The organism is Pseudomonas sp. PVC-5-1, from assembly GCF_057444345.1.
The window spans coordinates 3,890,369-3,909,779 of record NZ_CM172024.1; the positions used below are offsets into that span (position 1 = coordinate 3,890,369).

The window sequence follows — 19,411 nt, forward strand, 5'->3', positions numbered from 1 at the left end:
TTCGCATGCGCCGCGTCGTTATCACTGGTCTGGGCATCGTATCGTGCCTGGGCAATGACAAAGCTACCGTCACCGAAAACCTGCGCAACAGCCGTCCGGGTATCCGTTACAACCCGGAATACAAGGAAATGGGGCTGCGTAGCCAGGTTTCCGGGTCCATCGACCTCAACCTCGAAGAACTGATCGACCGCAAGGTCTACCGCTTCGTCGGCCACGCTGCTGCCTACGCCTACCTGGCGATGCAGGATGCGATCAAGGACGCCGGCCTGACCGAAGAGCAGGTTTCCAACCCGCGTACCGGCCTGGTGGCGGGCTCCGGCGGCGCCTCGACCCTGAACCAGATGGAAGCGCTGGACACCCTGCGTGAGAAAGGCGTCAAGCGCGTCGGCCCATACCGCGTTACCCGCACCATGGGCAGCACCGTTTCGGCGTGCCTGGCTACCCCGTTCAAGATCAAGGGTATCAACTACTCGATCTCCTCGGCCTGCGCCACTTCGGCACACTGCATCGGCACCGCCCTGGAGCAGATCCAGTGGGGCAAGCAGGACATCGTCTTCGCCGGTGGCGGTGAAGAAGAGCACTGGAGCCAGTCGTTCCTGTTCGATGCCATGGGCGCCCTGTCGACCAAGCGCAACGAAACCCCGGAACAGGCCTCGCGCGCCTACGACGCCGACCGTGATGGCTTCGTCATCGCTGGCGGTGGCGGCATGGTGGTGGTCGAGGAGCTGGAACACGCCCTGGCCCGTGGCGCCAAGATCTACGCGGAAATCGTCGGCTACGGCGCCACTTCCGACGGCTACGACATGGTTGCCCCGAGCGGCGAAGGTGCTATCCGCTGCATGCAGCAGGCGCTGTCGACCGTCGACACTCCTATCGATTACCTGAACACCCACGGCACCTCGACCCCGGTCGGTGACGTTGCCGAGATCAAGGGCGTTCGCGCCGTGTTCGGCGACAAGGCACCGAAAATCAGCTCGACCAAGAGCCTGTCGGGCCACTCGCTGGGCGCTGCCGGCGTACACGAGGCGATCTACTGCCTGCTGATGATGGAAAACAACTTCATCGCCGGCTCCGCCAACATCGACGAGCTGGACCCGGAGGTCGCCGACCTGCCGATCCTGCGCAAGACCGAAGAAAACGCCAAGATCGACACGGTCATGAGCAACAGCTTCGGCTTCGGCGGCACCAACGCCACCCTGGTGCTCAAGCGCTGGGAAGGCAAGTAAGACGCTACTGCGGTAAACGAAAACGCCCCGACTGGTTCGGGGCGTTTTCATTTGTGTTGCCTGTACCGGCCTCTTCGCGGGCGCGCCCGCTCCCACAGGTACAGCACCGGTTTCAAGAGCAGCGCGGCCCCTGTGGGAGCGGGTTTACCCGCGAAAGGGCCGGCACAGGCGAAATACTATTGCTTGGGCAACACATCCAGAAAATTCTCCCTGGCCACCTTGTTGGCAACTTGTTCCGGCAATGCATCCAGAAACGGCCTGAACCCGCGCATCTGCTCCCCAAGGCTACCAAACCGCCCCACCACATCCGAACCCAGCATGAACCGCTCCGGGAATTTCTCGACCAGTGCCAGCCACTCCTTGCGCGGTACACCCTGGCCATCCAGCAGATAGGGTTTCAGCACGCTCCACGACAAATCGACATACAGGTTCGGGTAATCCTCCAGCAACCGCGTCAGCACCGGCAGCAGAAAGTCCATTTGCGCCTGGTGCCGGTGAATCTCCATGCTGCTGCCGGCGTGCGCCCAGATGAACCGCGTGTGCGGGTGATTGCGCAGCGGCTCTTCGATCTCCGCCAGGTACAGCGGGTTGTGCTCGCGCTTGGAGGTGATGTTGGAATGCAGCAGCACCGGCAGGTCGCGCTCGGCCGCCATGTGGTAGATACGCGCCATGGCTTCGTTGTTGGCGCGCGGCGTGTCACCGCTGGTCAGAGCAGTCAGGTCATCGTGGCGGGTGAACACCTCGCCAATGCCCTGCCACAGCCCCGGATGCAGATCGAGCATGCGCTCGATATGGCTGGCGGCGTTCTTGTCCACCGGATTGAAGCCGGCCAGGAACGGATGAAAGCGCTTGCGCTGCTCGTCGGGCAGTTGCTGTAGCGCCGCCGCCACGTAGGTATCGGTGGCGCTGTACCAGTAGGCTTCGGCGTCATCCCCAGCGTAATAGCGTGGGCGCTTGGGCTCGTCTTCGTGCCACTTCTTGGCCACCGGCACGCCGGAAATCATCGACTGCTCGATACCGGCGGCATCCATGGCCTTGATCAGCGCAGGCATGCCTTCGCTTTCCTGGAAGAAGTCGACGTAGTGCAGGTGGGCATCACTGTAGCGGTAGTCGCGTGCCTGCGCCGCTTGGCACAGCCAGGTGGATAACAGCACGCAGGCCAACGCTCTCACGATCATGATGATGCTTCCTTTTCCGGGTATCAGATCTCTAGACCGGCCGGCCTGCGAGACGGTTCAGCCGGGGCGGGCAAACCGCTATGCTTGGGGCATTTCCACCTTGCCTGGAGCCTTCCCATGAGCAGCCCCCTGGTCATCCGCCCACGTGCCGAATCGGTCGAGGGCCAGCCGATCCTGCGCCCGCTGCCATCGGCCCAGTGTCGCAGCGTCGGCCCGTTCGTGTTTTTCGACCACATGCTCGAAACCGACTATGCCCCGGGGCATGGTATGGACATCCGCCAGCACCCGCATATCGGCCTGTCGACCCTTACCTACCTGTTCGAAGGGGCAATCCTGCACAAGGACAGCCTCGGCTCGGCGCAGCGGGTGCTGCCGGGCGACGTCAGCTGGATGACCGCAGGCAGCGGCGTGGCCCATGTCGAGCGTACTCCTGAAGATGCCCTGGCCCATGGCTCACGCCTGCACGGGCTGCAGGTATGGCTGGCATCGCCACGCGAGCAGGAACAAGGCCCGGCAAGCTACAGCCATCACCCGGCGGCGAGCCTGCCGGTCAGCGACAGCCTGGGGGTGCGCATCTGCATGATTGCCGGCAGCGGGTTCTGCCTGGAATCGCCGGTGCCGGTGCTCTCCCCTACCCTTTACGCGCATGTGCGGATGCAACCGGCAACCACGCTATTGGTGCCGAACGAGCATGTGCAGCGGGCGCTGTACCTGCTTGATGGTGAGCTGAGGATGAACGATGAGGAGGTGGAACCGTGCAGCCTGGTGGTCCTGCCGGAGGGCGAAGAGGTGACGCTGTATGCGGAGAGTGAGTGCCAGCTGGTGCTGATTGGTGGCGCGCCACTGGATGGGCCGCGGCGGATGAACTGGAACTTTGTCTCCAGTGACGTGGAACTGATCGAACAGGCCCGGGCCAAATGGGCTGCAGGGGACTGGCCGGTGGTGCCGGGGGAAACCTCCAGAATCGAGTTGCCGCGTTAATTGGGGCCGCTTTGCGGCCCTTCGCGGGCTTGCCCGCTCCCACTGGGACGGCGTTGCACTTACGGGCAGTTCCGTACCTGTGGGAGCGGGCAAGCCCGCGAAGGGCTGCGCAGCAGCCCCAATGCGCCATCAGCGCTGGAACACTTCGGTCAGCAGGTTATGCATCGAGCGGAACGCCCGCTCAGAGGTACGCCGGTCATACTGCATCTTGCCCGGCACATTGGCACTCGGGTCGGTAAACGAGTGCACCGCGCCGCCATAGCACAGCAATTGCCAGTCAACCTTGGCCGCGTTCATCTCCTCCTCGAACGCCGGCAACTGCTCCTTCGGCACCAGTGGATCGGAAGCGCCGTGCAGCACCAGCACCGAGCCCTTGATGCGCTTGGCATCTTCCGGATTCGGCGTGTCCAGGGTGCCATGGAACGACACCGCCGCACGCAAATCGGCGCCAGTACGGGCCAGCTCAAGTGCACAGCAGCCACCAAAGCAGAAACCGAACGTGCCGACCTTGCCCGGCTCCAGCAGCGCCTTCGACTGCCCCACCAGTTGCGCCAAGGCTTCCTGCATGCGCTTGCGCAGCTCGCCTCGGTCATTCTTCAACGGCATCATCGCCGCGCCGGCCTCGTCGGCATTGGACGGACGCACCGATTGCCCGTACAGGTCGGCAATCAGCACTACATAGCCCTTCTCGGCCACTTCCTTGGCGATGCGCTCGGCACCTTCGCCGATACCCATCCAGTTCGGCGCCATCACCAGACCTGGCCGCCCCAGCGCGCCCGGCTCGTATACCAGGCGGCTTTCATACGCCTTGCCGGACAGGTGATAGACCAGCGATTCGACGATTACTTTGCTCATCAAGCACTCCTTTGGCACTCGTCATCAATATGCTCGCCATGAAAAAAGCCCGCCGAAGCGGGCTTTCCTATGCATCAACTCAAGCAGACAGTTCGACCAGCAGCTTGTTCAGGCGACGAACGTAAGCCGCCGGGTCCTTCAAGCTGTCACCGGCCGCCAGGGCCGCCTGATCGAACAGGATGTGCGACAGCTCGGCGAAGCGGTCTTCGCTCTGCTCGTTGTCCAGCTTCTCGATCAGCGGGTGGGTCGGGTTGAACTCGAAGATCGGCTTGGACTCCGGCACCTTCTGCCCGCTGGCTTCGAGGATCTGGCGCATCTGCAGGCCCAGGTCCTGCTCACCGATGGCCAGGATCGCCGGCGAGTCGGTCAGGCGGTGCGACACGCGCACTTCGGCCACGCTGTCACCCAGCGCGCCCTTCAGGCGCTCGACCAGGCCTTCCTTGTCCTTGGCGACTTCTTCCTGGGCCTTCTTGTCTTCTTCCGAGTCCAGCTTGCCCAGGTCCAGGTCGCCACGGGCGACGTCGACAAAGGCCTTGCCGTCGAACTCGTTCAGGTAGCTCATCAGCCACTCGTCGATACGATCGGTCAGCAGCAGCACTTCGATGCCTTTCTTGCGGAAGACTTCCAGGTGCGGGCTGTTCTTGACCTGCGCGTACGACTCGCCGGTGAGGTAGTAGATCTTGTCCTGGCCTTCTTTGACGCGAGCCAGGTAGTCGGCCAGGGCGACGCTCTGCTCGCCGCTGTCATCCTGGGTGGAAGCGAAGCGCAGCAGGCCGGCGATCTTTTCCTTGTTGGCGAAGTCTTCGGCCGGGCCTTCCTTCAGCACCTGACCGAAGTTCTTCCAGAAGCCCTTGTACTGCTCGGGCTCGTTCTTCGCCAGCTTCTCCAGCATGTCCAGCACGCGCTTGGTCAGCGCGGTCTTCATCGAGTCGATGATCGGGTCTTTCTGCAGGATTTCACGCGACACGTTCAGCGACAGGTCGTTGGAGTCGACCACACCCTTGATGAAGCGCAGGTACAGCGGCAGGAACGATTCGGCCTGGTCCATGATGAACACGCGCTGCACGTACAGCTTCAGGCCGCGTGGCGCTTCGCGCTGGTACAGGTCGAACGGCGCGCGGGCGGGCACGTACAGCAGCGAGTTGTATTCGAGCTTGCCTTCTACTTTGTTGTGGCTCCAGGCCAGCGGGTTTTCGAAGTCATGGCCGATGTGCTTGTAGAACTCCTGGTATTCCTCGTCCTTGATTTCGGTACGCGGACGGGTCCACAGGGCGCTGGCACGGTTGACGGTTTCCCACTCTTCGGCCGGCTGCTCTTCGCCTTCGGCGGTAGCTTGCTCTTTCAGCAGCTGGATCGGCATGGCGATGTGGTCGGAGTACTTCTTGACCACGTTGCGCAGGCGCCAGCCATCGGCGAACTCCTGCTCGCCCTTCTTCAGGTGCAGGACGATGCGGGTGCCGCGCTGAGGCTTGTCGATGGTAGCGACTTCGAACTCACCTTCGCCCTTCGACGACCAGTGCACGCCTTCAGCGGCCGGCTGGCCGGCACGGCGGCTGTACACGTCGACCTTGTCGGCAACGATGAACGCGGAGTAGAAGCCCACACCGAACTGACCGATCAGGTGCGAGTCCTTCTTCTGGTCACCGGTGAGGTTCTTCATGAAGTCGGCAGTGCCGGACTTGGCGATGGTACCCAGGTGGGCGATGACGTCTTCGCGGCTCATGCCGATGCCGTTGTCCTCGAGGGTCACGGTACCGGCGTCCTTGTCGAAGCTCAGGCGAATCTTCAGGTCGGCGTCGCCTTCGAACAGCTCTGGCTTGGCCAGGGCCTCGAAACGCAGCTTGTCGGCGGCGTCGGAGGCGTTGGAGATCAATTCACGCAGGAAGATCTCCTTGTTCGAATACAGGGAATGGATCATGAGGTGCAGCAGCTGCTTTACCTCGGTCTGGAAGCCCAGCGTTTCTTTTTGAGTCTCCACACTCATGGTCTTCAAAACTCCGATCTGATGGCAGTTGACGCCTGGCGGCCAGATTGGCCAGCGTTTAGCGGCGGATGTCATGCAGATGGGGGCTGCCCGGATGATTTCAAGGGCTTTTCCGGTTCGATCTTGAAATGGGCGCGAGCCGTGGCGATCGGCGACTGCCTGTCCCCCTGCCAGGCGGTGATGGCCACATTGGTCACTCGCCGACCCTGGCGCCAAAGCTGGCACTGGGCGTAGGTATCGCGAAAGTGCCCGGCGCGCAGGTAATCGATGGAAAAGTCGATGATCTTCGGAATGCTTGCGCTCTCGCTGAAGATCAGCAGGTACAGCGCTGCCGACAGTTCCATGAAGCCCGCGATCACCCCGCCGTGGATGGCCGGCAGCAGCGGGTTGCCGATGTTGTCCTGGTTGGCCGGCAGGCGGAACAGCAGGTCATCGCCCTGACGCTCGCATTCAATGCCGATCAGGCCGGCATAGGGGATCAGCGCCAGCAAGGGCCGATAGTCTCCCACCGCATGAGCAGCGTTGAGCTGTTGGCGAACATTGTGCGGAATCATGCTCCGCCCTCCTTCAGGCTGTTGCCGAAGCGGATGCCACCCTTGATCTCCTGGCCCAGGCGCATGAACGTGCCCACCACCTGGCAGATAGGCTGGGCGGGGTCATCCTGATAGGCCGTGCCACGGGTGAAGATCACATCGCGGGTGACTCGGTAGCATTGGGCGTGGCCGTAGATGTCCTTGCCGGCCTCGGCCGGGTGCATGTAGTCGATGCGCAGGTCCAGTGTCGGGCACACCTCGAAGCGCGGCAGCACGCACAGCGTGGCCATGCCGCAGGTGGTGTCCATCAGCGTGGTCAGCGCGCCGCCATGCACGGCGCCGGTCTGCGGGTTGCCGACGATGGCCGCAGACCATGGCAGCACCAGGGTCATGCCATCGGCATTGGTTTGCACCACACGCATTTGCAGCAACTGACAATGTTTCAGGGCCGAGAGAAAGCGCTCGGCCATGGCCATCAAGGTTGAATCGCTCATTGGCTGTTTCCCTGCGCATTGCCGCATCGGCATAAAATCGTTAAAAAGTCTATATAGAACGGGGCGTTATATATGTGTAATCTTCGCGGAACTTATTCCGCATAGTTGCACTCGAAGGAACAAGTCACTTATTTCACCAAGGAGAAACACCCCCATGCGTAAACCTTTTGCTTTTGCTCTGATGCTGGCTGCTGCCATGGGCCTGGCTGCTTGCGATAAAGCGAGCGAAGACAAAGCCCAGGACGCACAGCAACACGCCGAGCAAGCCCAGGAAAAAGCGGGCGAAGCTCAGGATAAGATGAACGAGGCTGCCAAGGAAAACGCCGAAGCCGCCAAAGATCAGGCCGAAGCCGAGCAGAAGGCCGCCGAAGAAGCCGCTCCGGCTACTCCGGCTCCGGAAGCCGCTCCTGCTGCTCCAGCCGAACCTGCCAAGCAGTAATCGGCTAAAACAAAAAAAACCCGACATTGTCGGGTTTTTTTGTGCCTGAAACTTAAGGGTTAAACGTTTCAGGTTCCTGGTGCGGTGTTTTCCCTGGCAGGTTCGATCGAAATACTTTCGGTAGGTGTGAACACCATCACATCCAATACATCCGAATGGAACTCGCGGCGGTACAGAATCAGCACTACTCCGACACTCATGACCATGAATAACCATGGGCTGATGAACCAGCTCAACATGGCCATGCCGAAGTAATAGGAACGCAGGCCCAGGTTGAACTGGTTGGCGGCAAGCGACAGCACCCGCGCCGCCCGCGAGGCGAATGCCTTGCGTTCAAGCTCATTGACCAGCCGTTCACCGATCATCGGCGCCGAACCCACCAGCACTGCCGCGAAGTTGTATTGGCGCATGCACCAGCTGAAGGTGAAAAAGGCATAGACAAAAACCATGGCCAGGCACAGCAGCTTGATCTCCGACATGCCCTGGGAGGTCTGCTGCACCAGCGGCAGGTCGGCCAGCAGCGACAGCGCCCGGTCGGAAGCCCCGAGCACGGTGAGGATACCGGCGAGGATGATCAGGGTGCTGGAGGCGAAGAACGAGGCGTTGCGCTCGAGGTTGCCGATCACGCTGGCATCGGCAATGCGGTTGTCGCGCAGCAGCATGCGGCGCATCCAGTCTTCGCGATACAGGTGCAGCACGCTGGCCAGGCACGCGGTGTCGCGGCCCTTCCAGATGGCATAGCGGGTGTAACCGCCCCAGCACAGGGCGAACCAGATGATGGCCAAAAGGTTGTTGAAGTTGCTTTGGATGAAGTTCATGCACGGTTCCCGGGAGGGCCAGATACCTGAAGGATAGGGACCGGATTTCGACGCTGGCAAGCGGCAAAAGGCACACATCCATCCTGATATTTGCACTGCTCATCCCGGCCTCTTCGCGGGCACGCCCGCTCCCACAGGTACAGCGCCAATTCTGAGGTTTGCGCTTGACCTGTGGGAGCGGGCCCGCGAAGAGGCCGGTACAAGCAAACAAAAAGCCCCGCATCCTTTCAGATACGGGGCTCTTGAGTTTCCACCCTTGGCGAGCACCCTTCGGCTTGTGGCCGGTGCCGCCCTCAGGCTTCGACTATCAGGCCAGCGCTTCGCGCGGCTTGCCGAGCATGCGGTCGCAGGCCACGGCGCCAACCAGGGTCACCACCGAAGGCACCAGCCAGGCCAGGCCCTGGTCGCTCAGCGGTAGGTGGGCCATGAAGTCCGGCAGCACGTGGGCAATGCTGCTGCCCTTGATCGCATCGACCATGCCGAACAGCAGCGATACCAGCATCACCGGTGCCAGGATGCGGGTTGGCGAATTCCACAGGTCCTTCACGAAGCTCAGCCCGACCACCACGATGCACGGCGGGTAGATCGCCGTAAGCACCGGGATCGAGAACATGATCAGCTTGGTCAGGCCGAGATTGGAGATCAACAGCGAGAAGCCCGCCAGGATCACCACCAGAGCGCGGTACGACAGCGGCAGGATCTGGCTGAAGTACTCGGCGCAGGCACAGGTCAGGCCAACGGCGGTCACCAGGCAGGCCAGCGCGATCAGCACGGCGAGGAAACCGCTGCCCAGCGAACCGAAGGTGTGCTGCACGTAGGCATGCAGTACCGCCGCACCGTTGGTAGCGTCAGCCGCGATCTCGTGGCTGGTTGCACCCAGTCGGAACAGGCTGATGTACACCAGGGCCAGACCGACGCCGGCGATCAGGCCGGCAATGATGGCATAGCGGGTGATCAGTTTCGGCGACTCGACACCGCGCGAGCGGATGGCGTTGACGATGACGATACCGAACACCAGGGCACCCAGGGTGTCCATGGTCAGGTAACCATCGGAGAAGCCCTTGGAGAACGCTGCGGCGGCATAGGCCGGCTGCGCGTCACCAATGGTGCCGGCAGGCAGCGCGAAGGCGGCGATGCCCAGCACCGCCAGGGCGATGATCTTCAACGGCGCCAGGAAGCGGCCCACAGTGTCGAGCAGCTTGCCCGGGTACATCGACACGGCCAGTACCACGAGGAAGTACACCAGGCTGTAGATGAACAGCGCCAGCGGGCTTTCGCCGGTCAGCGGCGCAACGCCCACTTCGAACGATACGGTCGCGGTGCGCGGGGTGGCGAACAGCGGGCCGACCGACAGGTAGCACACGGCCGCCAGCAGGCCACCGAAGAACTTGCCGATCGGGCTGCTCAGGGCATCCATGCCGCCGCCGACCTTGGCCAGGGCGACCACGGTGATGACCGGCAGGCCAACGGCCGTAACCAGGAAGCCAAGGGCCGCCATCCATACGTGCGGGCCAGACTGCAGACCGACGATAGGCGGGAAGATGATGTTGCCAGCGCCCACGAAAAGCGCAAACGTCATAAAGCCAAGCGCCAGGATATCCTGGCCTTTGAGAACTTTCATTTAAGGTAGTACCACACTGCTGAAATCGGGATTCGAGAGGGGATTTCCCTTTGGATGAGGGGAAATGCTGCCCGGCTTGATAGGCCAGACCCGTTTAGCGTGTCGTTCCCTTTTGGGGTACGGGCACAGAGTGAGCGCGTAATGTAACTGTTTTGTCAGTCAAACGCACTGGCACAGTACTGCTTGTCCGATGTGCGTACATGTTTGTCGTCTGTGCGACCGAGGACAGCGAGAATTATCCTCGAATTGAAACATTCGTCTGCGTGAAAATTCCTATCAAACCCATCGAAAAATCCATGTTGCCTGTACCGGCCTCTTCGCGGGCTTGCCCGCTCCCACAGGCGATCACCACAGCCCCGGAAAGTGGAGATCTCATGTGGGAGCGGGCAAGCCCGCGAAGAGGCCGGCACAGGAATTCCCCCCAGAAACGACAAAGGCCACCCGAAGGTGGCCTCTGTGCGCGTGGGGGGTGTAGCAGTATTACTTCTTGACTTCCCAGCCAGTCAGCTCGGCCAGGGCCTTGCCGATGTCAGCCAGGGAACGCACGGTCTTCACACCAGCGTCCTGCAGGGCCGCGAACTTCTCGTCCGCAGTACCCTTGCCGCCGGAGATGATGGCGCCAGCGTGGCCCATGCGCTTGCCCGCAGGTGCGGTAACACCAGCGATGTAGGAAACGACAGGCTTGGTGACGTTGGCCTTGATGTAGGCCGCAGCTTCTTCTTCAGCCGAACCGCCGATCTCACCGATCATGACGATCGCTTCGGTCTTCGGGTCTTCCTGGAACAGCTTCAGGATGTCGATGAAGTTGGAGCCCGGGATCGGGTCACCGCCGATGCCGACGCAGGTCGACTGGCCGAAGCCGGCGTCGGTGGTCTGCTTCACAGCTTCGTAGGTCAGGGTGCCGGAACGCGAAACGATACCGACCTTGCCTGGCAGGTGGATGTGGCCTGGCATGATGCCGATCTTGCACTCGCCCGGGGTGATGACACCTGGGCAGTTAGGGCCGATCAGGGTCACGCCCAGCTCGTCGCACTTGACCTTGGCATCCAGCATGTCCAGGGTAGGAATGCCTTCGGTGATGCACACGATCAGCTTGATGCCGCCGAAGGCAGCTTCCAGGATCGAGTCCTTGCAGAAAGGAGCCGGAACGTAGATGACCGAAGCGTCAGCGCCGGTAGCTTCCACAGCTTCTTTCACAGTGTTGAACACTGGCAGGCCCAGGTGGGTGGTGCCACCCTTGCCTGGGGTTACGCCGCCGACCATCTTGGTGCCATAGGCGATGGCCTGTTCGGAGTGGAAAGTACCCTGCGAGCCGGTGAAGCCCTGGCAGATGACTTTGGTGTCTTTATTGATCAGGACGCTCATTACTTGCCCTCCGCAGCTTTGACAACTTGTTGAGCAGCGTCGGTCAGGCTGGTTGCCGCAATGATGTTCAAACCGCTTTCTGCCAGTACTTTAGCGCCCAGTTCGGCGTTGTTGCCTTCAAGGCGAACGACAACCGGAACTTTCACGCCGACTTCTTTCACTGCACCGATGATGCCTTCGGCAATCATGTCGCAGCGAACGATGCCGCCGAAGATGTTGACCAGAACGGCCGCGACATTGCTGTCGGACAGAATGATCTTGAACGCTTCGGTAACGCGCTCTTTGGTAGCACCACCGCCAACGTCGAGGAAGTTGGCCGGCTTGCCGCCGTGCAGGTTGACGATGTCCATGGTACCCATGGCCAGGCCGGCACCGTTGACCATGCAGCCGATGTTGCCTTCGAGGGCAACGTAGTTCAGTTCGAACTTGGCAGCGTGGGCTTCACGGGCGTCGTCCTGCGACGGGTCGTGGAAGGTTTTCAGCTTCGGCTGACGGTACATGGCGTTGGCGTCGATGTTGATCTTGGCATCGAGGCAGTGCAGGTCGCCGTCGGCCTTGATCACCAGCGGGTTCACTTCCAGCAGGGCCAGGTCGTGATCCTTGAACAGCTTGGCCAGACCAACGAAGATCTTGGCGAACTGTTGAACTTGCTTGCCTTCCAGGCCCAGCTGGAATGCCAGCTCGCGACCCTGGAACGGCTGAGCGCCGACCAGCGGGTCGATGGTGGCCTTGAGGATCTTCTCAGGCGTTTCGTGAGCGACTTTCTCGATGTCCACGCCACCTTCGGTGGAAGCCATGAACACGATACGGCGGCTCGAGCGATCGACTACAGCGCCCAGGTACAGCTCTTTGGCGATGTCAGTGCAGGATTCGACCAGAATCTTGGAGACGGGTTGACCGTTGGCATCGGTCTGGTAGGTAACCAGATTCTTGCCCAACCACTGTGCAGCGAACGCCTTGGCGTCTTCTTTGCTGCGAACCAGCTTGACGCCGCCCGCCTTACCGCGACCACCCGCGTGAACCTGGGCTTTTACCACCCACTCGTTCCCGCCGATCTTGTCGCAGGCTTCTGCAGCTTGCTCAGGGGTATCGACAGCGAAACCCTTGGAAACTGGCAGGCCGTACTCAGCGAACAGCTGCTTACCCTGATACTCGTGAAGATTCATGCTTTTTACCGTCTTCGTTAGGTACTGCGCTTCGGCGCTGCGCCATCACTGGCGCCGCACCACCTGTGACCGTTGACCCCGGGTTTTCCCGTGTGATCCGGTCCGGCGGACTTTCCGCGGTGAGTCATGCACGCAAGACTCACGACGGGCAGCCCGCCGTGGTTTCTTATAATTAACGCTTCTTACGGTTGGCCACGTGAATGGCGCCGCCATTCACTGCCAGCGCTGCTTCATGCAACGCTTCGGACAGGGTCGGATGGCTGAAGACCATCATGCCCAGATCCTCGGCACTGGTGCCGAATTCCATTGCGATTGCGCCCTGCTGCACCAGTTCGGCAGCCGATGGGCCAATCACGTGCACACCCAGGACGCGGTCGGTCTTGGCATCGGCGATGACCTTGACGAAACCACCGGTGTCGTTGGCAGCCATCGCACGGCCGCTGGCCGCGAACGGGAAGGTGCCCACGTTAACCTCAACGCCCTCGGCCTTCAAGGCCTGTTCGGTCTTGCCGACCCACGCGATTTCCGGGTGGGTGTAGATGACCGACGGAATCAGGTCGTAGTTCATCTGGGCCTTGTGGCCCTTGATGCGCTCGACCACCATGATGCCCTCTTCCGAGGCCTTGTGGGCCAGCATCATGCCGCGCACCACGTCACCGATGGCGTACACGCCAGGCACGCTGGTAGCGCAGTAGTCGTCGACGAAGATGTAGCCACGCTCATCGATGGTCACACCGCTGTCGGCAGCCAGCAGGTCGGTGGTCACCGGGCGACGGCCGACCGCGACGATCAGCTTGTCGAAGGTGATCTTCTGCTCGCCGTTGGCGTCGGTGTAGGTCACTTCGACTTCGTTGCCGTTGACTTTCGAGCCGGTGACGCGCGCACCCAGCTTGATGTCCAGGCCTTGCTTGGTCAGGGTCTTCTGGGCTTCTTTCGACACGGCGGTGTCGGCAGCCATCAGGAAGGTGTCCAGGGCTTCCAGGACGGTGACTTCAGCACCCAGGCGAGCCCATACCGAGCCCAGCTCCAGGCCGATCACGCCAGCACCGATAACGCCCAGGCGCTTCGGCACGGCCTGGAATTCCAGGGCGCCGGTGGAGTCGACGATGACGTTCTGGTCGACCGGAGCCGGTGGAATGTCGATCGGGCGCGAGCCGGAAGCCAGGATCACGTTCTCGGCTTCGATGACTTCGGTGGTGCCGTCAGCCTTGGTGACTTCGACTTTCTTGCCGGCCAGCAGCTTGCCGTGGCCCTGGATCGAAGTAACGCCGTTGGCCTTGAACAGGGTGGCAACGCCACCGGTCAGGTTCTTGACGATGCCAGCCTTGCGGCCAACCATCGCGGCGACGTCCATCTTCACTTCACCAGTGGAGATACCGTGGACGTTGAAGCTCTCTTTGGCTTCCTTGTACTTCCAGGAGCTGTCCAGCAGCGCCTTGGAAGGAATGCAACCTACGTTCAGGCAGGTGCCGCCCAGGGCCAGCTTGCCCTCGGCGTCGGTGTACTTCTCGATACAGGCAGTCTTCAGACCAAGTTGTGCGGCCTTGATGGCAGCAACATAGCCGCCAGGACCTGCACCAATCACCACTACGTCGAATTTCTGGGTCATAAAAGATTCCTTATCAGCTACAAGCTACAAGCCGCGGACCGCGCGGCATGGCTTCCTGCGAAGCCAGGGCCGGCACGGTACGCAGCCAGAGGGTTAGATGTCCAGCAGCAGGCGAGACGGATCTTCCAGCAGGTTCTTGATGGTGACCAGGAAGGTTACCGCTTCCTTGCCGTCGATCAGGCGGTGATCGTACGACAGCGCCAGGTACATCATCGGGCGAATCACAACCTGACCATTGATGGCCATCGGGCGCTGGATGATGTTGTGCATGCCGAGAATGGCAGCCTGCGGCGGGTTGACGATCGGGGTCGACATCATCGAACCGAAGGTACCACCGTTGGTGATGGTGAAGGTGCCGCCAGTCATCTCTTCGATGGCCAGCTTGCCATCACGAGCCTTCTTGCCGAAGGTGGCGATGCCGTTCTCGATTTCCGCCAGGCTCATCGACTCGGCGTTACGCAGTACCGGTACCACCAGGCCACGGTCGCTGGACACGGCTACGCCGACGTCGGCGTAGCCGTGGTAGACGATGTCGTTGCCATCGATCGAGGCGTTGACAGCCGGGAAGCGCTTCAGGGCTTCGGTGGCAGCCTTGACGAAGAACGACATGAAGCCCAGGCGCACGCCGTTGTGGGTCTTCTCGAACAGGTCCTTGTACTTCGAACGCAGGGCCATGACTTCGGTCATGTCGACTTCGTTGAAGGTGGTCAGCATGGCCATGCTCGACTGGGCTTCGACCAGACGCTCGGCGATCTTGGCGCGCAGGCGGGTCATTGGCACGCGCTTCTCGGTGCGGTCGCCAGCGGCAACGACAACCGGGGCAGCAGCGGCAGCGGCGGCAGGCTTGGCAGCTGCAGCAGGCGCCGACTTCTTGTTGGCGACGGCAGCGACGACGTCTTCCTTGGTGATGCGACCACCTTTGCCGGTGCCGGCAACGGCAGCCAGGTCGATGCCGTTCTCTTCAGCCAGCTTGCGCGCGGCCGGGGCGGCAACCGGGTCTTCTTCGCCAGCGTCGGCAGCAGCGGCAGCCGGGGCAGCAGCGGCCGGGGCGGCAGCTGGTGCAGCGGCGGCAGCACCGCCTTCAACGATCGAACCCAGTACTTCGTCGGACAGGACGGTGTCGCCCTCGCCCTTGACGATGGCGCCCAGCACGCCGTCGGCGGTGGCCAGTACTTCCAGGACGACCTTGTCGGTCTCGATGTCGACGATCAGCTCGTCACGCTTGACGGCATCGCCCGGCTGCTTGTGCCAGGTGGCAACGGTGCCATCGGCAACCGATTCCGGGAAGGTTGGGGCTTTGATCTCGATAGCCATTATCTGTGTTTCCTTAAATTCGGTTTCAGGTGCGCGAAGGCATTAAACAGTGAAGGCGTCTTGCAGCAGTTTTTCCTGCTGTTCGGCGTGCTTCGATGCGTAACCACAGGCTGGCGCGGCGGAAGCGTCGCGGCCGGCGTATTCCAGGACCAGTGCCTTGTTGTGGCGGCCCAGGATACGGCGCATGTGGTGCTGGCTGCTGTACCAGGCGCCCTGGTTCATCGGCTCTTCCTGACACCAGACCGCATGCTTGAGGTTGGTGTAAGGCGCCAGGATTTCGACCAGGTCGTCCTCAGGGAACGGATACAGCTGCTCGATACGCACGATGGCGATGTCTTCGCGGCCTTCGGCACGGCGTTTTTCCAGCAGGTCGTAGTAAACCTTGCCGCCGCACAGGACAAGGCGTTCGACCTTGGCCGGATCGAGGCTGTCGATTTCCGGGATCACGGTCTGGAACGAGCCTTCTGCCAGGTCTTCCAGGGTCGAGATGGCCAGCTTGTGGCGCAGCAGCGACTTCGGCGTCAGCACGATCAGCGGCTTGCGCAGCGGACGGATGACCTGGCGACGCAGCAGGTGGTAGATCTGGGCCGGGGTGGTCGGTACGCAGACCTGGATGTTGTGCTCGGCGCACAGCTGCAGGTAACGCTCCAGGCGCGCGGAGGAGTGCTCCGGGCCCTGCCCTTCATAACCGTGTGGCAGCAGCATGGTCAGACCGCACAGACGGCCCCACTTGTGCTCGCCGCTGGTGATGAACTGGTCGATCACCACTTGCGCACCGTTGGCGAAGTCACCGAACTGGGCTTCCCAGATCACCAGCGCGTTCGGCGTGGTGGTCGAGTAGCCGTATTCGAAGGCCAGTACCGCTTCTTCCGACAGGAAGGAGTCGTACAGTTCGAACTGAGGCTGGCCCGGGAACAGGTTCTTCAGCGGTACGTAGGTGCTGGCGTCCTTCTGGTTGTGCAGCACCGCGTGACGGTGCGAGAAGGTGCCACGGCCGATGTCCTGGCCGGTCATGCGGATCGGGTGACCTTCGAACTGCAGGGTGGCGTAGGCCATGGTCTCTGCATAACCCCAGTTGATCGGCAAGCCACCGGCCTGCATCTTCTGGCGGTCTTCGTAGATCTTGGCGACCTGGCGCTGGACGACGAAACCTTCCGGGATCTCCAGCAGCTTGGCCGACAGTTCCTGCAGGGTCTTGAGGTCGAAGCGGGTATCGTGACGCGCGGTCCAGGCATGGCCCAGATACGGACGCCAGTCGACGAACAGCTCGCGGTTCGGCTCCTTGACCAGGCTCTTCACCACGTGCAGGCCGTTGTCCAGCGCGTTGCGGTACTCGTCGATCTTGGCCTGGGCGCGTTCGGCATCGATGCGGCCGGCCTGGATCAGTGCCTCAGCGTACAGTTCACGCGTGGTGCGCTGCTTGCTGATCTGCTGGTACATCAAAGGCTGGGTGCCGTTCGGCTCGTCGGCCTCGTTGTGGCCGCGGCGGCGGTAGCAGACCAGGTCGATGACCACGTCACGCTTGAACTGCATGCGGTAGTCGATGGCCAGCTGGGTCACGAACAGCACGGCTTCCGGGTCGTCGCCGTTCACGTGCAGGATCGGCGCCTGGATCATCTTGGCAACGTCGGTGGCGTACTCGGTGGAGCGCGCGTCCAGCGGGTTGCTGATGGTGAAACCAACCTGGTTGTTGATCACGATGTGCACGGTGCCGCCGGTCTTGAAACCGCGGGTCTGCGACATCTGGAAGGTTTCCATGACCACGCCCTGGCCGGCGAATGCTGCGTCGCCGTGGATCGAGATCGGCAGTACCTTGTCGCCAACGGTGTCGTTGCGGCGGTCCTGACGGGCGCGCACCGAACCCTCGACCACTGGCGAGACGATTTCCAGGTGGGACGGGTTGAACGCCATGGCCAGGTGCACTTCGCCACCCGGGGTCATCACGTTCGAGGAGAAGCCCTGGTGATACTTGACGTCACCGGAGCCCAGCTCGTTCATCTTCTTGCCTTCGAACTCGTCGAACAGCTCGCGCGGGTTCTTGCCGAAGGTGTTGACCAGAACGTTCAGGCGGCCACGGTGGGCCATGCCGATCACGACTTCCTTGGTGCCGTAGGAACCGGAGCGCTGGATCATCTCGTCCAGCATCGGGATCAGGCTTTCGCCGCCCTCGAGGCCGAAACGCTTGGTGCCCGGGTACTTGGTGCCCAGATATTTCTCAAGGCCTTCACCGGCGGTCACGCGCTCGAGCAGGTGGGCCTGCACGTCAGCGGAAAACTCCGGACGGCCGCGCACGCTTTCCAGACGCTGCTGGAACCAGCTGCGCTGCTCGGAATCGACGATATGGGTGAACTCGGCGCCAATGGTGCGACAATATGTCTTCTGGAGCGCCTCGAAGATCTCGCGTAGGCTCGCCTCCTCTTTGCCGATGAACAGGTCGCCGGCACGGAAGGTCGTATCAAGATCGGCATTGGTCAAGCCGTAGTGATTGATCGACAGGTCTACGGGCGCAGGACGCTGCCACAACCCCAACGGGTCGAGCTTGGCAGCCTGATGGCCGCGCATACGATAGGCCTGGATCAGTCGCAGAACTTCAACCTGCTTCTTCTCGTGTTCACTGCTCACGCTCCCGGCGGATACCGGTTGGGCGCGGCGCTGGTTCTTTGCCAGCAGTACGAAATGGTCGCGGATTGTCGAGTGCGATACATCGGTAGCGGTGCTGCCGTCGGCGGGCAACTTCTGGAAGTAGGTGCGCCACTCTTCTGGCACAGCGTTAGGGTCGTGCAGGTAGAGCTCATAAAGCTCTTCCACATATGCAGCGTTACCACCTGAAAGGTGGGCGCTTTCCCACATGCGCTGCATCACGCTTTCTTGCATGCTTGGTCACCCTCGGTTAGGGGACTGATCGGCGAGAGCCACAGCAAACCTGGAAAAGTCCGAATACAGCGACTGAACCACGCCACTTGGATCCTGCTGATTTTCCGGGTACCAGCCCGGAAGCCCCTGCTGGTCTCATATCTTCATAGGTAATGAACGCAGGCTTTGTGGGCCCTTGTTCGGGTTTTACCTCAGTGCGGGCTCACCACCCGCACCTCGGCTTACTGCAGGTACAACTCTTTGTATCAGGTGCCGCTTTGCAGCAGCATGTTACGTACGTGGCCGATTGCCTTGGTCGGGTTCAGACCTTTCGGGCAAACGTTGACGCAGTTCATGATCCCGCGGCAGCGGAATACGCTGAACGGGTCATCCAGGGACGCCAGGCGCTCCTGGGTCTTGGTGTCACGGCTGTCGGCCAGGAAGCGATAGGCCTGCAGCAGTGCGGCGGGGCCCAGGAACTTGTCCGGGTTCCACCAGAACGACGGGCAGGAGGTCGAGCAGCAAGCGCACAGGATGCACTCGTACAGGCCGTCCAGCTTGTCGCGGTCTTCCGGCGACTGCAGGCGCTCGATGGCCGGTGCCGGGGTGTCGTTCTGCAGGAACGGCTTCACCTTCTCGTACTGCTTGTAGAAGATGCTCATGTCGACGACCAGGTCACGAATGACCGGCAGGCCCGGCAGCGGACGCAGAATCAGCTTGTTGCCCTTCACCACCGCCGACAACGGGGTGATGCAGGCCAGGCCGTTCTTGCCGTTGATGTTCATGCCATCGGAACCGCAAACGCCTTCACGGCACGAGCGACGATAGGAGAAACCTTCGTCCTGTTCCTTGATCAGTGCCAGCACGTCCAGAACCATCAGATCCTTGCCGCCGGTATCGACCTGGAAGGTCTGCATTTTCGGCGCCGAATCGGTGTCCGGGTTGTAACGATAAACTTCGACTTGCAACATAGCG

The 19,411-nt window shown here is 61.6% G+C and carries 16 protein-coding genes; 3 read left to right on the forward strand and 13 right to left on the reverse strand.

The window, feature by feature from the left end:
* Positions 1-5 precede the first annotated feature (5 nt).
* The gene (gene fabB, locus AC2T3R_RS17865) at positions 6-1,226 is read left to right on the forward strand and encodes a beta-ketoacyl-ACP synthase I (RefSeq protein WP_013973429.1); all 1,221 of its coding nucleotides are present in this window, start codon (positions 6-8) and stop codon (positions 1,224-1,226) included.
* 176 nt (positions 1,227-1,402) lie between these two features.
* Here fabB and AC2T3R_RS17870 read toward each other — a convergent pair whose 3' ends face one another.
* Entirely contained in the window at positions 1,403-2,404 is a 1,002-nt protein-coding gene (locus AC2T3R_RS17870) for an amidohydrolase family protein (protein WP_486744045.1), read from the reverse strand.
* Positions 2,405-2,521: 117 nt separating this feature from the next.
* Here AC2T3R_RS17870 and AC2T3R_RS17875 point away from each other — a divergent pair, with 117 nt between their 5' ends.
* On the forward strand, positions 2,522-3,385 hold the full coding sequence (locus AC2T3R_RS17875) for a pirin family protein (protein WP_486744046.1): 864 nt from the start codon (positions 2,522-2,524) through the stop codon (positions 3,383-3,385).
* Positions 3,386-3,514: 129 nt separating this feature from the next.
* Here the strand turns inward: AC2T3R_RS17875 and AC2T3R_RS17880 are convergent, their stop codons facing one another.
* From AC2T3R_RS17880 to AC2T3R_RS17895, 4 genes are all read right to left on the reverse strand, one after another.
* On the reverse strand, positions 3,515-4,240 hold the full coding sequence (locus AC2T3R_RS17880) for a dienelactone hydrolase family protein (RefSeq protein WP_410953599.1): 726 nt from the start codon (positions 4,238-4,240) through the stop codon (positions 3,515-3,517).
* A 79-nt stretch (positions 4,241-4,319) separates the two neighbouring features.
* Entirely contained in the window at positions 4,320-6,224 is a 1,905-nt protein-coding gene (gene htpG / locus AC2T3R_RS17885; protein WP_023661535.1) for a molecular chaperone HtpG, read from the reverse strand.
* 71 nt (positions 6,225-6,295) lie between these two features.
* Positions 6,296-6,778 (reverse strand): PaaI family thioesterase, encoded by a 483-nt coding sequence (locus AC2T3R_RS17890; protein WP_015271092.1) that lies wholly within the window; start codon positions 6,776-6,778, stop codon positions 6,296-6,298.
* Positions 6,775-7,251, reverse strand: coding sequence for a PaaI family thioesterase (locus tag AC2T3R_RS17895; protein ID WP_486744047.1), 477 nt, complete (start codon positions 7,249-7,251; stop codon positions 6,775-6,777). The genes AC2T3R_RS17890 and AC2T3R_RS17895 overlap by 4 nt, the downstream gene beginning before the upstream one ends.
* A 154-nt stretch (positions 7,252-7,405) precedes the next feature.
* On the opposite strand from AC2T3R_RS17895, the gene AC2T3R_RS17900 reads away from it, so the two are divergent.
* Positions 7,406-7,690 carry a hypothetical protein gene (locus AC2T3R_RS17900; protein WP_023661534.1) on the forward strand — a complete coding sequence of 95 codons (285 nt, stop codon included), beginning with the start codon at positions 7,406-7,408 and terminating at the stop codon, positions 7,688-7,690.
* Positions 7,691-7,758: 68 nt separating this feature from the next.
* Here the strand turns inward: AC2T3R_RS17900 and AC2T3R_RS17905 are convergent, their stop codons facing one another.
* The 8 genes from AC2T3R_RS17905 to AC2T3R_RS17940 all read right to left on the reverse strand — a co-directional run bounded on the left by AC2T3R_RS17905 (position 7,759) and on the right by AC2T3R_RS17940 (position 19,407).
* The gene (locus AC2T3R_RS17905; RefSeq protein WP_013973437.1) at positions 7,759-8,508 is read right to left on the reverse strand and encodes a DUF599 domain-containing protein; all 750 of its coding nucleotides are present in this window, start codon (positions 8,506-8,508) and stop codon (positions 7,759-7,761) included.
* A gap of 307 nt (positions 8,509-8,815) precedes the next feature.
* Positions 8,816-10,129 (reverse strand): branched-chain amino acid transport system II carrier protein, encoded by a 1,314-nt coding sequence (gene brnQ / locus AC2T3R_RS17910; RefSeq protein ID WP_486744048.1) that lies wholly within the window; start codon positions 10,127-10,129, stop codon positions 8,816-8,818.
* A 480-nt stretch (positions 10,130-10,609) separates the two neighbouring features.
* A complete protein-coding gene (gene sucD, locus AC2T3R_RS17915) occupies positions 10,610-11,494 on the reverse strand; it encodes a succinate--CoA ligase subunit alpha (RefSeq protein WP_004376004.1) in 885 nt (294 codons plus the stop codon).
* Entirely contained in the window at positions 11,494-12,660 is a 1,167-nt protein-coding gene (sucC, locus tag AC2T3R_RS17920) for an ADP-forming succinate--CoA ligase subunit beta (protein WP_003254205.1), read from the reverse strand. The genes sucD and sucC overlap by 1 nt, the downstream gene beginning before the upstream one ends.
* A gap of 172 nt (positions 12,661-12,832) precedes the next feature.
* Positions 12,833-14,269 carry a dihydrolipoyl dehydrogenase gene (gene lpdA, locus AC2T3R_RS17925; protein ID WP_013973439.1) on the reverse strand — a complete coding sequence of 479 codons (1,437 nt, stop codon included), beginning with the start codon at positions 14,267-14,269 and terminating at the stop codon, positions 12,833-12,835.
* 93 nt (positions 14,270-14,362) lie between these two features.
* Positions 14,363-15,583, reverse strand: coding sequence for a 2-oxoglutarate dehydrogenase complex dihydrolipoyllysine-residue succinyltransferase (gene odhB, locus AC2T3R_RS17930; protein WP_013973440.1), 1,221 nt, complete (start codon positions 15,581-15,583; stop codon positions 14,363-14,365).
* 42 nt (positions 15,584-15,625) lie between these two features.
* Positions 15,626-18,457, reverse strand: a complete 2,832-nt coding sequence (locus tag AC2T3R_RS17935; RefSeq protein WP_013973441.1) for a 2-oxoglutarate dehydrogenase E1 component — start codon at positions 18,455-18,457, stop codon at positions 15,626-15,628.
* Between the two features lie 245 nt (positions 18,458-18,702).
* The gene (locus AC2T3R_RS17940) at positions 18,703-19,407 is read right to left on the reverse strand and encodes a succinate dehydrogenase iron-sulfur subunit (RefSeq protein WP_011534752.1); all 705 of its coding nucleotides are present in this window, start codon (positions 19,405-19,407) and stop codon (positions 18,703-18,705) included.
* Positions 19,408-19,411: the final 4 nt, after the last annotated feature.

Bases quoted from the DNA above. Each gene is read 5' to 3' on its own strand.
- fabB (WP_013973429.1), top strand. From the start codon at position 6: ATGCGCCGCGTCGTTATCACTGGTCTGGGCATCGTATCGTGCCTGGGC.
- AC2T3R_RS17870 (WP_486744045.1), bottom strand. From the start codon at position 2,404: ATGATCGTGAGAGCGTTGGCCTGCGTGCTGTTATCCACCTGGCTGTGC.
- AC2T3R_RS17875 (WP_486744046.1), top strand. From the start codon at position 2,522: ATGAGCAGCCCCCTGGTCATCCGCCCACGTGCCGAATCGGTCGAGGGC.
- AC2T3R_RS17880 (WP_410953599.1), bottom strand. From the start codon at position 4,240: ATGAGCAAAGTAATCGTCGAATCGCTGGTCTATCACCTGTCCGGCAAG.
- htpG (WP_023661535.1), bottom strand. From the start codon at position 6,224: ATGAGTGTGGAGACTCAAAAAGAAACGCTGGGCTTCCAGACCGAGGTA.
- AC2T3R_RS17890 (WP_015271092.1), bottom strand. From the start codon at position 6,778: ATGATTCCGCACAATGTTCGCCAACAGCTCAACGCTGCTCATGCGGTG.
- AC2T3R_RS17895 (WP_486744047.1), bottom strand. From the start codon at position 7,251: ATGAGCGATTCAACCTTGATGGCCATGGCCGAGCGCTTTCTCTCGGCC.
- AC2T3R_RS17900 (WP_023661534.1), top strand. From the start codon at position 7,406: ATGCGTAAACCTTTTGCTTTTGCTCTGATGCTGGCTGCTGCCATGGGC.
- AC2T3R_RS17905 (WP_013973437.1), bottom strand. From the start codon at position 8,508: ATGAACTTCATCCAAAGCAACTTCAACAACCTTTTGGCCATCATCTGG.
- brnQ (WP_486744048.1), bottom strand. From the start codon at position 10,129: ATGAAAGTTCTCAAAGGCCAGGATATCCTGGCGCTTGGCTTTATGACG.
- sucD (WP_004376004.1), bottom strand. From the start codon at position 11,494: ATGAGCGTCCTGATCAATAAAGACACCAAAGTCATCTGCCAGGGCTTC.
- sucC (WP_003254205.1), bottom strand. From the start codon at position 12,660: ATGAATCTTCACGAGTATCAGGGTAAGCAGCTGTTCGCTGAGTACGGC.
- lpdA (WP_013973439.1), bottom strand. From the start codon at position 14,269: ATGACCCAGAAATTCGACGTAGTGGTGATTGGTGCAGGTCCTGGCGGC.
- odhB (WP_013973440.1), bottom strand. From the start codon at position 15,583: ATGGCTATCGAGATCAAAGCCCCAACCTTCCCGGAATCGGTTGCCGAT.
- AC2T3R_RS17935 (WP_013973441.1), bottom strand. From the start codon at position 18,457: ATGCAAGAAAGCGTGATGCAGCGCATGTGGGAAAGCGCCCACCTTTCA.
- AC2T3R_RS17940 (WP_011534752.1), bottom strand. From the start codon at position 19,407: ATGTTGCAAGTCGAAGTTTATCGTTACAACCCGGACACCGATTCGGCG.